14 protein-coding genes are annotated in these 14,615 nt (G+C 69.5%); 5 read left to right on the top strand and 9 right to left on the bottom strand.

Annotated features, from left to right (window positions below; genetic code table 11):
* Positions 1–262: 262 nt before the first annotated feature.
* From OIE40_RS10480 to OIE40_RS10445, 8 genes are all read right to left on the bottom strand, one after another.
* On the bottom strand, positions 263–1,828 hold the full coding sequence (locus OIE40_RS10480) for a GMC family oxidoreductase (RefSeq protein WP_264702142.1): 1,566 nt from the start codon (positions 1,826–1,828) through the stop codon (positions 263–265).
* Position 1,829: 1 nt separating this feature from the next.
* The gene (locus tag OIE40_RS10475) at positions 1,830–2,336 is read right to left on the bottom strand and encodes a hypothetical protein (protein ID WP_264702141.1); all 507 of its coding nucleotides are present in this window, start codon (positions 2,334–2,336) and stop codon (positions 1,830–1,832) included.
* 212 nt (positions 2,337–2,548) lie between these two features.
* The gene (locus tag OIE40_RS10470; RefSeq protein WP_264702140.1) at positions 2,549–3,316 is read right to left on the bottom strand and encodes an IclR family transcriptional regulator; all 768 of its coding nucleotides are present in this window, start codon (positions 3,314–3,316) and stop codon (positions 2,549–2,551) included.
* Between the two features lie 51 nt (positions 3,317–3,367).
* Positions 3,368–4,576, bottom strand: a complete 1,209-nt coding sequence (gene hemW, locus OIE40_RS10465) for a radical SAM family heme chaperone HemW (protein ID WP_264702139.1) — start codon at positions 4,574–4,576, stop codon at positions 3,368–3,370.
* Positions 4,576–5,379, bottom strand: coding sequence for an S-methyl-5'-thioadenosine phosphorylase (locus tag OIE40_RS10460; protein ID WP_264702138.1), 804 nt, complete (start codon positions 5,377–5,379; stop codon positions 4,576–4,578). Before OIE40_RS10460 ends, hemW begins: the two co-directional genes overlap by 1 nt.
* Before the next feature lie 280 nt (positions 5,380–5,659).
* Complete coding sequence (locus OIE40_RS10455) at positions 5,660–7,021, bottom strand: ABC transporter substrate-binding protein (protein WP_264702137.1); 1,362 nt, start codon at positions 7,019–7,021, stop codon at positions 5,660–5,662.
* Between the two features lie 62 nt (positions 7,022–7,083).
* Entirely contained in the window at positions 7,084–7,995 is a 912-nt protein-coding gene (locus OIE40_RS10450; protein WP_264702136.1) for a carbohydrate ABC transporter permease, read from the bottom strand.
* Positions 7,982–8,881: a carbohydrate ABC transporter permease gene (locus OIE40_RS10445; protein WP_264702135.1), complete on the bottom strand. Its 900-nt coding sequence runs from the start codon at positions 8,879–8,881 to the stop codon at positions 7,982–7,984. The genes OIE40_RS10450 and OIE40_RS10445 overlap by 14 nt, the downstream gene beginning before the upstream one ends.
* Before the next feature lie 208 nt (positions 8,882–9,089).
* Between OIE40_RS10445 and OIE40_RS10440 the strand changes: the two genes are divergently transcribed.
* The 3 genes from OIE40_RS10440 to OIE40_RS10430 all read left to right on the top strand — a co-directional run bounded on the left by OIE40_RS10440 (position 9,090) and on the right by OIE40_RS10430 (position 11,209).
* Positions 9,090–9,437 (top strand): cytochrome b5 domain-containing protein, encoded by a 348-nt coding sequence (locus OIE40_RS10440; protein WP_264702134.1) that lies wholly within the window; start codon positions 9,090–9,092, stop codon positions 9,435–9,437.
* Positions 9,438–9,506: 69 nt separating this feature from the next.
* Positions 9,507–9,923, top strand: coding sequence for a MarR family winged helix-turn-helix transcriptional regulator (locus tag OIE40_RS10435; RefSeq protein WP_264702133.1), 417 nt, complete (start codon positions 9,507–9,509; stop codon positions 9,921–9,923).
* Positions 9,920–11,209 carry an MFS transporter gene (locus tag OIE40_RS10430; RefSeq protein WP_264702132.1) on the top strand — a complete coding sequence of 430 codons (1,290 nt, stop codon included), beginning with the start codon at positions 9,920–9,922 and terminating at the stop codon, positions 11,207–11,209. Before OIE40_RS10435 ends, OIE40_RS10430 begins: the two co-directional genes overlap by 4 nt.
* Positions 11,210–11,282: 73 nt before the next feature.
* On the opposite strand, the gene OIE40_RS10425 is transcribed toward OIE40_RS10430, so the two are convergent.
* Positions 11,283–12,962, bottom strand: a complete 1,680-nt coding sequence (locus tag OIE40_RS10425; protein ID WP_264702131.1) for a long-chain-fatty-acid--CoA ligase — start codon at positions 12,960–12,962, stop codon at positions 11,283–11,285.
* A 126-nt stretch (positions 12,963–13,088) separates the two neighbouring features.
* On the opposite strand from OIE40_RS10425, the gene OIE40_RS10420 reads away from it, so the two are divergent.
* Together OIE40_RS10420 and OIE40_RS10415 are read left to right on the top strand one after the other, a co-directional pair.
* Positions 13,089–13,625, top strand: coding sequence for a rhomboid family intramembrane serine protease (locus OIE40_RS10420; RefSeq protein ID WP_319805227.1), 537 nt, complete (start codon positions 13,089–13,091; stop codon positions 13,623–13,625).
* Positions 13,626–13,793: 168 nt separating this feature from the next.
* Positions 13,794–14,600, top strand: a complete 807-nt coding sequence (locus tag OIE40_RS10415) for a cytochrome b5 domain-containing protein (RefSeq protein WP_264702129.1) — start codon at positions 13,794–13,796, stop codon at positions 14,598–14,600.
* The last annotated feature ends 15 nt before the right edge of the window (positions 14,601–14,615 follow it).

The following is a 14,615-nucleotide window of genomic DNA, read 5'->3' as shown; positions in this document are numbered from 1 at the left end:
TCTCCGGTGCCGTCGAGATCCCGGCGTCCGCCGGGATGACATGTGAGATCGCCGGGAGCTGACCGCAGGCAGTGAGTGCCGACCAGCACTCCGTGCCCGAGCACGCTGCCCTGCCCGGGCTCGAACCGCCCCTTCGTCGACGACCGGGTGTTGCCGCTCGCGCGACCGAGCAATTGTGCCCACTCGTGCGTCACCCCCCTCGGGGCCGATCCCAGGGAGGGGGGTGACGCTCGTGTGCTGTACCCGACGGGGGGAGATCGGGTCACAGCTGTCCGGTGGACATCTCCTGCAGGATGTGGTCGGCCTGCCGCATGGCCAGGGCGACGATGGTCAGGGTCGGGTTGGCGGCCGCGCCGGTGGTCATTACCGAGCCGTCGCTGACGAACAGGTTCGGCACGTCGTGTGCCTTGCCCCACTTGTCGACCACCCCATCCTCGGGCTTCTCGCTCATCCGGCAGGTGCCCAGATTGTGCGTGGAGGGGTAGGGCGGCGTGTGGTGGACGCCGGTCGAACCGACGGCCCCGTAGATGGCATCGGCGGCCGCATAGCCGTGCTCGCGCATGGCGACGTCATTGGGATGGTCGTCGAAGTGCACGTGTGGCACCGGTAGGCCGTGGGCGTCCTTGACCTCGTCATCAAGGGTGATCCGGTTGGATTCCTGTGGCATGTCCTCGCCGACGATCCACATGCCGGCGGTGTTGAGGAAGGCGTCCATCTTCTCGGTGAACGACCGGCCCCACTCCCCCGGCTCGATGAAGGACGCCAGGAACGCCGGCCCGAGCGACAGGGTCTCCATGTAGTAGCCGCCGGCGAAGCCGCGGTTGGGGTCGTGCTTGGCCTCGTCGGCGATGATGCCGGCCATCGTCTCGCCCCGGTACATCCGTACCGGCTGGTCGAAGCGGGCGTAGGCCGAGCCGGTCATGTGCCGCATGTAGTTGCGACCCACCTGGCCCGAGGAGTTCGCCAGGCCGTCGGGATGCAGCGAACTGGCGCTCATCAGCAGCAACCGCGGTGACTCGATCGAATTGCCGGCCACGCAGACCACCCGGGCAGCCTGTTTGTGCAGGCTGCCGGCGGCGTCCAGGTATTCGACGCCGTCGACCTTGCCGGTGCTGTCGTGGGTGATCCTCACGGCGTGACACTCGGGTCGCAGGTCGAGCTTGCCCGTCTTGAGTGCCCGCGGGATCTCGCGCACCGCTGTCGACCATTTCGAGGTGTTCTTGTCGCCCTGGAAGTTGAAGCCGTCCTGGATGGAGGCGGGGCGTCCGTCGTAGGGCTCGGCGTTGGTGCCGTAGGGCCCGGTCGCGTAGTACTTGTAGCCGACCCGCTCGGCGCCGTTGGCGAAGACCTTGTAGTTGTTGTTGGCCGGCAGCGCGGGGCGTCCGTGCCGATGGGTCGAACCGATCGCCTGTTCGGCCTTGTCGTACCAGGGTGCGAGGTCGTCCAGGGTGATCGGCCAGTCGAGCAGGTTGGCGCCGTCGACCGCGCCGTAGGTCGTCCTGGCCTTGAACTCGTGGGCCATGATCCGCGGGGTGGCGCCCGACCAGTGCGTGGTCGAGCCGCCGACCGCCTTGACGATCCAGGCCGGCAGGTTCGGGAAGTCCTTCGCCACCCGCCAGGTGCCGCTGGTGGTGCGCATGTCGAGCCAGGCCATCTGCCCGAACGCGGCCCACTCGTCGTTCTCGTAGTCGTCGGGGGTGAGGAAGCGGCCCGCCTCGAGCACCACGCATGGGACGCCGTTGCGGGTGAGTTCGTAGGCCATCGTGCCGCCGCCGGCGCCGGAGCCGATGATGACGACGACCGGATCGTCGTGCGCGATGGACGCCATCTCAGGCCTCCTTCTCGACGAGTTCGAGCCGTGGTTCGCCGTCGTACTCCTCGATCCGGGGATCGGGCAGCCAGTCGAGGTCATCGAAGCCGCGATGCAGGTAGCCGCCCTTCTCGAACGAACTGCCCTCGTAGCCCAGGATCTGCCAGACCTCGTGGTCGTCGTACAGCGCCACCACGGTGGTGGAGTGGATCAGCCTGAAGAACGGCGTCTCCTCGACGGCCTTCAACGCGGCCGTCACGGCGTCGTCGTCGAGCCCGTCCAGGTCGCCCAGGGCGTCCAGGCCGTCGGCGAGGACGCCGTCGGCGTCCGCCTGCTGCACGGCGGCCGAGGTGCGCTGGTAGGGACCGTCGGGGAAGCTGGGGTGCGGATAGGCGACCTTGAGCACCCTCAACAGCCGCGCCTGCTGCTCGTCGTCGAGCGGTTCGGGGCTGCCGCTGGTCTCCGGATCGGTGTTGTCGAGCTGTAGATCCTCGGGTTCGATCGCTGCATCCTGCAGATCGGTCATTCCCGCCTCCTTCACGTCATCGGGACGCCCGTCGTCGGGCGTGAGGCTTGTCCGGAGGGTAAACACCCCAACCACCCCGACACATCAGGCATTCTCACCGGCTGAGAACGCGCAGAGCTGCGGGAGGACGGTTCTCACGGTCCGGTTTCGGACCAAGGGGACGGTTCTCACGGTCCCGTTTCGGACCGCCGGACCCGTCCCCGCGGTCCCACTCAGCGTTGCGCGCCCCGCAGGCAGGCAGCGACCCGGGTCGCCACGTTGCGCAGCTTCGCCTCGACCGTCTGCTCGCGACCGGCCAGGCGTTCGGGCCGCGCAGAGATGGCCACCGCGCCGATCAGGCCGGCGTCCGGGCCCCGGACCGGGACGGCCGCGCAGCCGAAGCCGGCCAGGAACTCCTCATGCTCCCAGGCGATCCCGCGCAGGGCCACGTCGCTGAGCTCGGCGTCCAGCTCGCACCGATCGGTGATCGTGTTGGCGGTCAGTGCCCGCATGCCGTGCCGGTTCAGGTACAGATCGCGGCCGGCGGCGTCCTGCTCGGCGAGCAGGATCTTGCCGAATGCCGTCGAGTGCGGCACGTCATGGAAGCCGAAACGCATGGTCGGCAGCCGCGGGCACGACGGCGAGTCGACCACGTAGACGATGACCAGCTCGGCGCCGCGCAGCACGGTCAGGCAGGCGGCGAGACCGGTGTCCTCATGCAGCCGGGTGATCTCACGGGCGACCGGACGCGACATGCCCACCTGCTTGTGCAGCGACTGCCCCAGCTGGTGCAGCTTGTGTCCGAGCTCGTAGCGGCTCTCGGCCCTGATGTGCACCAGGTAGTCGCTCTCGGCCAGTGTGTTGGCGATCCGGTACACCGTCGGCAGCGGCAGCCCGAGCGCGTCGGCGATCTCCCTGGCGGATGCCCCACCCCGTTCGGCGACGACCTCCAGCACCATCAGGGAACGCTCCACCGGCCCCTTCGGCGTCTCTGCCTGCACCAGCCCATGGTGACTCATCAGCAGACCCGGCGGCCAGTTGGGTACCCGATCTCAGGCCAGCAGATCCCGCACGACCGCGTCGGCGAGCAGGCGTCCGCGCACCGTGAGCGCCAACCGCCCCTTCCCGCTCACCACCAGCCCGCGCTCGACCAGGCCGGCAACCCGGTTCTGCTCGGTTCCGGTCAGCACCTCGAGTTCCAGCCCGTCGGACAGCCGCGACTCCAGCAGCACCCGTTCGACGCGGCGATCCGTCGCGTCGAGCAGTTCGCGGGCCGCCGCCGGGCTCCGGCCCTGCGCCAGCGCGGCGGCGTAACTGCGAGGATGCTTCACGTTCCACCAGCGGACGCCGGCGACGTGCGAGTGTGCGCCGGGGCCGACGCCCCACCAGGGCGCCCCGCGCCAGTAGGCCAGGTTGTGCCGGCACTGGTGACCGGGGCGGCTCCAGTTGCTGAGCTCGTACCAGTCCAGGCCGGCGGCGCTGAGGGTTTGCTCGGCGATCTCGTAGAACTCCGCCTGGTCGTCGTCGATGACCGCGGGCACGTCGCCGCGACGGATCTGCGCCGCCAGCCGGGTGCCCTCCTCGACGATCAGCGCGTAGGCCGAGACGTGATCGGGCTCGCAGGCCAGCGCGGCCTCCAGCGACGCCCGCCAGTCGGGTGCGGACTCCCCCGGCGTGCCGTAGATCAGATCCAGGCTCACCGAGCCGAACCCCGCGGCCCGGGCCCAGCGCACCACCTGGGCGACTCGGCCCGGGGTGTGCCGGCGCTCCAGCACCCGCAGCACATGCGGCCGTGCCGACTGCATGCCGAACGAGATGCGGTTGAACCCGCCCGCCACCAGGGCCTCCAGGTACGCCTCGTCAACGGACTCCGGGTTGCACTCGGTCGTCACTTCGGCCCCTGGCGAGAAGACGAACTGTTCGCGGGCGGCGTCCAGCAGGCCCACCAGTTCGGACGCCGCGAGCAGCGTCGGCGTCCCACCGCCGAAGAAGACGGTGTCGACCCGGCGAGGTCCGAGCGTTCGTGCGGCCAGCGCGAGCTCGGCGCGGGCAGCGGCCAGGTAGGCGTCCCGGGAGCTGCCGGGCGCCGAACCGAGCTCGGCGGCGGTGTAGGTGTTGAAGTCGCAGTAGCCGCAGCGGGTCGCACAGAACGGCACGTGCAGGTAGAGCGAGACCGCTCCGTCGCCCAGTTCGGCCAGGGCGGCGGCGGGCAGCGACCCGTCGTGGGGGGCTGGCTCGCCCGAGGGCAGCGCGGAGGGCATCAGGGCAGCGCGAACGGCAAGGTCATGCCGTCCAGCACCCGGCGGCAGGCGCAGCTGGCGGTGGCGTCCGGCTCGGGGTCGGGAAGCGCCGCGATCACGGTGAGCAGCATCGCCTTGAGCCGTTCGATGTTGCCGGCGAACACCTCGAGCACTTCGGCGTGCGACACCCCCGGGCCCTCCACGCCGGCGTCGGCGTCGGTGACCATGCACACGGTGCTGAAGCACATGGCCAGGTCACGGGCCAGCGACGCCTCGGGCATGCCGGTCATGCCCACCACCGACCAGCCGGCGGCGGCGTGCCAGCGGGATTCGGCGCGGGTGGAGAACCGGGGCCCGTTGATGACCACCAGGGTGCCGCCGTCGACGGCGGGTTCGTCGGTGGCGAGGAGCGCCGCACGGCCGCGCGGGCAGTACGGGTCGGCGAACGAGGTGTGCACGACCGGGCCCACGGCGTCCCAGATGGTGTGTGCGCGGCCCCAGGTGCGGTCGACGACCTGGTCGGGAACCACGAACGTGCCCGGCGCGAGCTCGGGCTTCAGCCCGCCGACCGCGCACGGCGCCAGCACCTGCCGGACGCCGACCGACCGCAGCGCCCACAGGTTGGCGCGGTAGTTCACCCGATGCGGCGGGTACTGGTGCCGCTCGCCGTGCCGGGGCAGGAACGCGATCCGGCGTCCGCCCACCTCGCCCAGCGCGAGCGGTGCGCTGGGCGCCCCGAACGGGGTGTCGACCACCACCCGCTCGGGCGCCTTCAGGAAGGAGTAGAAGCCCGAACCGCCGATGATCCCGATGTCTGCCTGCACGGGCCCGAGTGTAGGGTCTCGGCCGGGGCGAAGGACCGACGGTTCGCCGGACTGCCCGCCCGGTCATGACTTGCGTCCGCCGCTGTGAGATCCCGGGGCAAGCCCGGGATGACGATGTCGCCGCACTCGACGCAGCGGCGGGCGGAGCGGTCTGCGCGCGAACACTACGCAGTCTCTTCGGACGCGTCAGCGGCCGACGTAGCCACCGTTCGAAGCAGACCGCCACGCCCACCGCGACCCAAGAGCGGGCCGAGCAGATTGACGGAGCGGGCCGAAACTCCTACGAGCCGGCGGCCTTGTTCGCCGCGTCCTGCGCCTTCTGGAGCCCTTCGGCGACCGGGGTGCGGCCCAGGAAGATCTCGTTGAAGATCGGCTTCCACGCGCTGAACGCCGCGCCGTAGTTCTCGCCGGCGGGCGCCGAGATCGACGGCATCGCACCCTGCTTGGCGAACTGGGACGGGTCGACGTCCTTGCCCGCCCAGTAGTCGGTGAACCCCTGCTGGGCGCTGATCACCGCGGGCATCGCCGCCCCGGAGGACCCGATGAACTTCGCGCCGTCGCCCGAGCCGAGCCACTGCAGCACGGCCTTGGTGGCGTCGGGGTTCTTGCTCTTGGCGTTGCCCGAGACGATCACCGAGTTGACCACCGAGATCGCGCCCGCCGGCCCGGCCGGCAGCGGCGCGATGCCCCACTCGAACTTCGCCCCGTCGGAGACGTTCTTCAGGTTGTACACGCCGGACTGGAACAGGGCGATCTTGCCCTGCAGGAACTGGTCGCGGGTGAAGTCGCCGTTGTCGTTGGTGTTGGACGCCGCCGGCGACACCTTCCACTTGTTGATCAGGTCGACGATGTACTGGAAGGCCGCCACCGAGGCGTCCGAGGCGAACACGAAGGCGCCCGACTCGTCCTGGAACTGGCCGCCGTTGGAGCCGATGAAGTTGTAGTAGATGCCCTGCAGGTCCTGCGCGGCCGAGTAGCCCCACTGCTTGGGCTTGGCGCCGTTGAAGCCGCTCTCGTCGCCGCGCTTGCCGGCGCTGTCGACGGTCAGCTTCTGCAGGATTGGCAGCAGGGTGTCGGTGTCGCCGCCGCCCGGCGCCCAAACCAGCCCGGTCAGCTGCTCGGGGGTGATCCCGGCGTCGTCGAGCAACTCCTTGTTGTAGTACATCGCGATGCCACCGTCGGTGAGTTGCGGGACGCCCCACAGCTTGCCGTCGCGGGTGTACTGCTCGACCGCCGGCTGCACCCAGTCGGCCTTCTGGGCGTCGAAGTCACTGCCGATCTCGAGCAGCGAGCCCGAAGTGACGTAGGGCTGCAGGTAGGAGCCGTTCATCATGAAGATGTCGTCGGCGTTGCCGCCGCTGACGTCGGTGCGCAGCTTGGTGAAGTAGTCCGCCCAGGGCACCAGCACCGTCTTCACGGTGATGCCCGGATTCTGCTTGGAGAACTCGGCGAACGACTCGTCGTAGGCCTTCTGCACCTGTTCGTCCCACAGGCGGACGGTGACGGTGCCCGAGGCCGCCGAGCCGGAGGCCGTCGCCGGCGAGCTGGCCTGCTGCTGGGCCGGCGAGCAGCCTGCCGCACCGATCAGGGCCGCACCGGCCAGGCCGGTCATGAAGGTGCGACGACTCAGTTGCGATGTCACGGTCTTTCTCCTTCTCGAGGTAGAGCTAGGACAATAATCACACCATTCGGCGCGTCCGGAGGTCACTTGAACCCGGTGAGCGAGATGGATTCCACGATCGTGCGCTGGAAGATGCCGAACAGCACCAGCAGCGGCGCCATCGCCACCGTGGTGGCGGCCATCACCAACGTCCAGTTCGCGTTGTACTGGCTCTGCAGGTTGGCGGTGGCGACGGTGATCACCTGCCAGTCGCGTCCGGTGGTGATGATCAACGGCCACATGAAGTTGTTCCAGTGACTGACGATGGTGATGATCGCCAGCGTCGACACGATGCCGCGGGACAACGGCACGACGATCTGCCACAGGATCCGCCAGTCACCGGCGCCGTCGATCCGGGCCGCGTCGATCAGGTCGTCGGGAATGCTACGGAAGTGCTCACGCAGCAGGAACACCGCGTAGGGCGAACCGAACATGAAGGGCAGCACCAGCGCCCAGAAGGTGTTGCGCATGCCGGTCTGCACCATCATCACGTACAGCGGGATGACGATCACCACCTGCGGGATCATCAGCGTCGCCAGGTACACCCAGAACAGCGCGTCGCGGCCGCGGAACCGCAACTTGGCGAAGGCGTAGGCGGCCATGATCGAGAAGACCAACTGGCCGACCAGGATGACCGCGACCATCTGCGCGGTCACCGCGATCGGGGAGATGAAGCTGTACGAACCGGTGAACAGGGTGCTGAAGTTCTCCAGCGTGAACGGCTTCGGCAGCGTCAAGGCGGGTTCCGAGGCGAACTGTTGGGGCGACTTGAAGGCCGTCATGAAGCTCAGCGCGAAGGGGCCGAGGGTCAGCAGTGCGCCCGCCAGCAGCACCAGGTAGGTGGCGACGTCGGCGGCCGGGCTGCGCCGGCGTCCGACCGAACGGACGCCGGGCACGCCACCGGGGGCGACCGCGGTCGCCCGGCCGCCCACCCGGGTCGGCTCAGCTGAGGTCATAGGTGATCCTGTCGGAGAAGAACCGCTGCTGCACCAGGGTCACGGCGACGAGGATGACGAACAGCACCAGCGCCATCACCGAGGCCCGGCCAAGGTTGAAGCCGCCCTGGAAGGCTTCGAGGTAGATCCGTGACGCGATCACGTCGGTGGTGCCCTGCGGTCCTCCGTTGGGCGTGAGGGCGTAGATCTGGTCGAACGCCTGGAAGGCGGAGATGACGCCGGTGACCAGCACGAAGAACATGGTCGGGCCGAGCAGCGGCAGCTTGACCTGCCAGAAGGTCTGCCAGCTGGACGCCCCGTCGAGTTGCGCGGCCTCGACGAGGGTGTCGGGAATCGCGGCCAGCCCGGCCAGGAAGAACAGCGTGGTGTAGCCGACCTGCGACCAGATGGTCACTCCGGCCACCGCGGGCATCGCCCAGGCCGGGTCGGACAGCCATTCGACGCTCAACCCGAACAGGTTGTTGAGCGCGCCGTCGTAGGGGGCGAGGATCCATTTCCAGACCACTCCCAGAGCCAGCGGCGCGCAGATCCACGGGATCACGTAGATCACCCGGAACACCCCCGACCCGGGCAACCCGCGGGAGAGCAGCACCGCCAGGAACAGGCCCAGGGCGGTCTGGAGTGGGATCACCGACAGCACGAAGATGACCGTGCGCAACATCGAGTTGCCGAACGTCGGGTCGGTCAACACATCCACGTAGTTGTCCAGGCCGACGAAGCGCATCGGGGCGAGCAGGTCCCAGCGGTTCAGCGACAGCCAGATGACGACCAGGATCGGCAGCAGCAGGAAGACCGCCAGCCCGAACAGGCTGGGCGCCAGCAGCACCGCACCGAACCGGCCGTGACGCATCCGTCCCCGCGAGCGACGCGGACGTTCCTGGGGCACGCAGGGAGCCTAGTTGCCGACGCAGGCTCGGGCCAGTCCTGGTTGAGGTTTGAAATAACCGGTCGGACAAGGTTCTTTGACCCCGTTTCGGGCCGTGACGCATGGCCACCGACAGATTGTTGGGCCCTCCCCCGCTCAGGCCGCGGGGCTGATCGGTGGGTGGTGGTTCGGTTTTGAACGATCCTGACGTGTCAGTACGCTCGCCGCCATGAGAATCCGCACCGGAACCCTCCTGGCACCCCTGGCCGTCCTGGTGCTGAGCGCCTGCAGCGGCGGGGCGACGCCGTCCACGTCGCCGGCCGACACCGCGACGGCGTCCGGCAACTACCGGATGGCGGAGGTCGCCACGCACAACACCCGCGAGGACTGCTGGGCGGCGGTCGACAGCGGCGTGTACGACCTGACGAGTTGGATCGACCGGCACCCCGGCGGTTCGGACAAGATCATCGCGCTGTGCGGCACCGACGCCACCGACGCGTTCAACAACCAGCACAGCGGCGACACCAAGCCCGCCGAGCAGTTGATGAGCTTCCGGATCGGCACGCTGGTCGACTGAGCCCGCCCCACCACGGGCGCACGGTGAGACGGGAATAGTTAGCTCATCTAATGAGTTAGGCTAACTATCATGCCAACGATCCACACCCTCGCGAACGACCTGCGCATCGCCTGCCAGCAGGTCAGCCGCCGTGTGCGCTTCGACGCGGGCGGAGACCTGGCGCCGCACCAGGTCAGCGTGCTGGCCAAGCTCAAGGCAGGTCCACGCACCCCCGGCGAACTCGCCGATGCCGAGCAGATAGCGCCACCGTCGATGACCAAGACGGTGAACTGCCTCGCCGACAGGGGCCTGGTCACCCGCATCGACCATCCCACCGACGGGCGCTCCAAGCTGGTCGTGCTCACCGACGAGGGACGCGCGCAGCTGGCGCGGACCGCCCGGGCGCGCGACGACTGGATGGAGCAGAAGCTGCGCGGGCTGAGCCCGGCAGAGTTGGACGTCCTGCGAGAGGCGACAGGGCTGCTCGCCCGGGTGCTGGAGCGGTGAGCGCGGCGACCCTCGACCGGGTGCCGATGTTCTCATCGTTCGGCATCCGCAACTACCGGCTGTTCTGGACCGGCGGATTCATCTCGAACATCGGCACCTGGATGTCGCGGATCGCGCAGGACTGGCTGGTCCTGACCATCCTCACGGCCGGTTCGGCCACGGCGCTCGGTCTCACCACGGCCCTGCAGTTCCTGCCCGTGGCGGTGCTGGCACCCTATGCGGGCTCACTGGCCGACCGGTTCTCCAAACGCCGGGTGCTGATGGTGACGCAGGCCTTCCAGGCGGCCATTGGCCTCAGCCTCGCCGGCCTGGTGATCGGCGGCGTCGTCCAGCTCTGGCACGTCTACCTACTGGCCACGCTGCTCGGCGTCTCGGCAGCCTTCGACGGACCGGCAAGGCAGGCGATGGCCCCCGAGATGGTGCCCAACGAGCTCATCCCGAACGCCGTCGGCCTGAACACCACCAGCTTCCACTCGGCGCGACTGATCGGCCCCGCGGTGGCCGGGTTGACGATCGCCTGGTGGGGCGTCGGGCCGGCTCTGCTGTTCAACGGCCTGAGCTTCGTGGCGGTGCTCATCGCGCTGGCCATGATGGACGAGAGCCAGTTGACGCCCTCGCCCCGAGCCCAGGCCAAGGGGTCCGTGCGGGCCGGCCTGCAGTACGTGCGGTCACGCCCCGACATCATGCTGCTGATGTTCCTGGTGTTCATGCTCGGTACGTTCGGGCTGAACTTCCAGGTCACCAACGCGTTGATGGCGACCAAGGTGTTCGGGGTCGGCGCCGAGTCCTACGGCATCCTCAGCTCGATCATGGCGATCGGGTCGCTGGCCGCCGGCCTGGCCGCGGCGCGCCGCACCCGGCTGCGGCTCCGGCTCATCGTCGGGGCGTTGGCGGCGTTCTCGCTGGCCTGCCTGTTGCTGGCGCTGGTCCCCAGCTACACCTGGTTCGCTGTGCTGCTCATCCCGGCCGGCTTCACCTCGTTGACCGTGATGACCGCCGCCAACGCCTCGGTGCAGCTCGCCACCACGCCGGTGATGCGCGGCCGGGTAATGGCCCTGTACCAGGCGATCTTCCTGGGCGGGACGCCGCTGGGCGCGCCGGTCATCGGCTGGGTCGGCGACGTGTGGGGGCCGCGGTGGACGCTGGTCATCGGTGGGGTCATGTGTGGCCTGGCCGTGCTGGTCGCGGTCGTCTATGTCGTCCGCAAGGTCGGCTGGCAGGCGCTGCCGTGGCGGCACCGCCGGACGATCTACGTCCCGATGGAGGATTTCGAGGACGCACGCTGACGGCGTCCGGTTCGTGGGGACGGTTCTCGCGGTCCATCTCCGGACGGACAGAACCGTCCCCACGGTCAACGGTTCAGCCGAGCTGCGCCAGCACCTTGTCGCGAACCTGCTTGCGCAACACCTTGCCCAGCATCGACGTGGGCAACTCGTCCACGGCCACGAACTCCCGGGGCACCTTGTAGCCGGCCAGCCGGGCGTGGCTCCACTCGCGCAGCGCGGCCGCGTCCAGCTCGGCCCCCGGCCGCAGGGTCACCGCGGCCACCACCCGCTCTCCCCCGGACGCCGCGGGCACCCCGACCACGGCGACGTCCGCGATGTCGGGGTGGCCGCGCAGCGCCGCCTCGACCTCGGATGGTGACACGTTGAATCCGCCGGTGATGATCAGCTCCTTGACCCGGTCGACGATCGTGGTGAAGCCGTCGGCGTCCACCGTGACCACGTCGCCGGTGCGCAACCAGCCGTCCGGCAGCAGGGTCCGCTCGGTCTCCTCGGGGTTTTTCCAGTAGCCGCCGAAGACCTGCGGGCCCTTGATCAACAGTTCGCCGCGCTCACCCTGCGGCACTTCGCGGGAGGGGTCGTCGGGGTCGACCACCTTCATGTACGTGCTGGGGAACGGGATGCCGATCGTGCCGGTGCGCCGACTGGGCGCGAACGGGTTGCCCAGGCACACCGGGGACGCCTCGGTCATCCCGTAGCCCTCCACCAGCAGCCCGCCGGACACGCTCTCCCACAGTTCGACGACCGAGTCGGGCAGGTTCATAGCACCGGAGATGCAGTACTTGGCCGAGCGCAACGAGATGCCGCGCTCCTTGGCACGGGTGGCGGTCCGCTCGTAGATCGGCGGCACCGCGCAGTACACCGAGGGCGGGGATTTCCTGGCGGCGTCCAACACCAGGTCGACGTCGAAGGCGGGGAACAGCACCAGCCGCGCCTGCTTCAGCACCCCGTAGGTGAGGAACAGCGTCATCCCGAAGGCGTGGAACATCGGCAGGATCGCGTAGAAGATCTCCTTGCGGTACTCGGCGCCGTGCATCCATGCCTCGCCCTGCCGGGCGTTGCTGAACAGGTTGTAGTGGCTGAGCATCGCACCCTTGGGCGTGCCGGTGGTGCCCGAGGTGTACTGGATCACCGCCAGGTCGTGGACGCCGGGCCGTGGGTGGTCGGGCTCCACCGGCGCGGCGGCGAGCAGCCGCTCCCACGGCATCGTGCCCGGGGCCGGTTGGGTGAGCCGGGCGCGGGTCGCACGCAGCTTCTTCAACGGCAGTCGAAGCGCCAGTCGCTTCACCAACGGGAAGGCGTTGAGCAGGTTCACCGACACGATGTGAGCGGGCCGGACGTCCTCGGGCATGGCCTGCAGCGTGCCGGCCGCGGCGTCCCAGCAGATCGCGACGCGTGCCGCGTGGTCGGCGAAGATCGTCCGCAGTTCGCGCTCGGTGTAGAGCGGGTTGTGCTCGACCACCACGGCGCCCAGCCGCAGCACCGCGTAGAACGCGATCACGTGCTGCGGACAGTTGGGCAGGACCAGTGCCACCCGGTCCCCGGCCCGGACGCCGAGCGCGCGCAGCCCGGCGGCCGCCCGGGCGATCCGCTCGCCGAGTTCCCGGTACGTCACGGTTGCCCCGAAGAACTCGGTGGCCACCGCGTCACCGGCCTCGGCGACGGAGCGCTCGTACAACGCCACCAGCGATTCGGTGGGCAGTTCGATCTGCGCCGGAACTCCCGGCTGGTAGTGCCTGACCCAGGGTGCGTCCACGGCACGACCGTAGCCCCTCCCGGCGGTGCGGTTGGCTCCGCCCGGCAGACTGGGACCATGAGCAGCAGCCGCAGCCTCGTCGTCCGTGCCAACGCCCCGGTCGCACCGAGGACCGCCGGCCTCGTGATGGGCGTATGGACGGCCCTGCTGTGGGTGATCGAGCTCGTCGATCACCTGTTGCGCGGCACGTTGGACGCCCTGGGCATCCGGTCGTGGTCGCTCGACTCGCTGGGCTCGGTGTTCGTGGCGCCGTTCCTGCACGGCGGGTGGGCGCACCTGCTGGCCAACACCGTGCCGTTCGCGGTGCTCGGTTTCCTGGTGCTGCTCGGTGGCACGCTGCGCGCCGTCTCGGCGACGGTGATCGTGGCCGTGGTGAGCGGGCTGTTCGCCTGGTTGCTGAATCCGCCGAACACGCTGACCATCGGGGCGTCGGGGCTGATCTTCGGGTGGCTGAGCTATCTGCTCGCCCGAGCGGTGTTCAGCCGCAACGGCACCCAGATCGTGCTGGCGATCGTCGTCTTCGCCGTCTACGGCGGCGTGTTGTGGGGTGTCTTCCCCAGTCAGGCGGGGGTCTCCTGGCAGGCCCACCTCGGCGGCGCCGTGGGGGGCGTGCTCGCCGCCTGGCTGCTGCACCGGCGCCGGACGGTCAACCCGGCGCGGTGAGCCGACCGCGCCGACGGCCGGCCCGGCGGGTCCTGGCGCGTCCTGGAGCGCCAACCGTTCTCCCCAGCTGGTGAATTACCCACAGGTTCGCGCTCTTGGGTGACACTTCGACGCCGGTATTGTTGATGCGTCAGCGTCCTGGCGTCCGCCCCGACAGAGGAGCCCACCGTGTTCGACGTCTTCGGCCTACCGCTCCACCCCCTGGTCGTGCACGCTGTCGTGGTGCTGCTGCCGCTGTCGGCACTGGGAGTCATCGCCTGCGCCTTCATCGGACGCCTGCGCCGCCGCTTCGCCGGCCTGGCCGTGCTCGGCCTGCTGGTGGGCACCGTCTCGGCGTTCGTCGCCGTCCAGTCCGGCTTGGCGCTGGCTCAGGAGGTGGGCACGCCCGCCCAGCACATGAGCTACGGAACCTGGCTCCCCTGGGCGTCCGGCGGCACGCTGCTGGTCGCCGGTGTGTGGTACTTCCTGCAGCGCGGCCGGGCCGAACAGGCCACGGCGTCCAGGGTCATGGGGTGGCTGGCTGCGGCCCTGTCGGTGGGCTGCATCGTGCTCACCGTGCTGGTCGGCCACAGCGGCGCCGTGGCGGTGTGGGGAGGAAGCGGCGCGTCCGGGACACGCCCCAGCGGCCCGGCGGCATCGGTGCCGGCCGGCGCGAGCCCGAGCGGCGCGACGTCCGGTGCCAGCACGACGCCCAGCGCCGGCGCGAGCCCCACTGCGACCGCGACGGAGTCAGCCGCGCAGAGCTACACGCTGGACGAGGTCAAGGAACACAACAGCACCACCAGTTGCTGGGCCGCGATCCGCGGCGGCGTCTACGACCTGACCGACTGGATCAACCAGCATCCCGGCGGCCCCGAGCACATCGTCGCGCTGTGCGGCACCGACGCCACCGCGGCATTCGACGCCCAGCACTCGGGCCAGGGGCGACCCGAGAGCCAGCTCACCCAGTTCTACATCGGCGAACTGAAGAGCTGAAGCAAAAGAGTGGCC

It is taken from the genome of Micropruina sonneratiae, assembly GCF_025972045.1.
GTDB classification, from domain to species: Bacteria; Actinomycetota; Actinomycetes; order Propionibacteriales; family Propionibacteriaceae; genus Micropruina; species Micropruina sonneratiae.
This window is presented reverse-complemented; position numbering and strand designations above follow the sequence as displayed.

What these genes read in the sequence shown, in the direction of transcription:
- OIE40_RS10480 (WP_264702142.1), bottom strand. Translation starts at nt 1,828, where the DNA reads ATGGCGTCCATCGCGCACGACGATCCGGTCGTCGTCATCATCGGCTCC.
- OIE40_RS10475 (WP_264702141.1), bottom strand. Translation starts at nt 2,336, where the DNA reads ATGACCGATCTGCAGGATGCAGCGATCGAACCCGAGGATCTACAGCTC.
- hemW (WP_264702139.1), bottom strand. Translation starts at nt 4,576, where the DNA reads ATGCCCTCCGCGCTGCCCTCGGGCGAGCCAGCCCCCCACGACGGGTCG.
- OIE40_RS10450 (WP_264702136.1), bottom strand. Translation starts at nt 7,995, where the DNA reads ATGACCTCAGCTGAGCCGACCCGGGTGGGCGGCCGGGCGACCGCGGTC.
- OIE40_RS10440 (WP_264702134.1), top strand. Translation starts at nt 9,090, where the DNA reads ATGAGAATCCGCACCGGAACCCTCCTGGCACCCCTGGCCGTCCTGGTG.
- OIE40_RS10435 (WP_264702133.1), top strand. Translation starts at nt 9,507, where the DNA reads ATGCCAACGATCCACACCCTCGCGAACGACCTGCGCATCGCCTGCCAG.
- OIE40_RS10420 (WP_319805227.1), top strand. Translation starts at nt 13,089, where the DNA reads ATGGGCGTATGGACGGCCCTGCTGTGGGTGATCGAGCTCGTCGATCAC.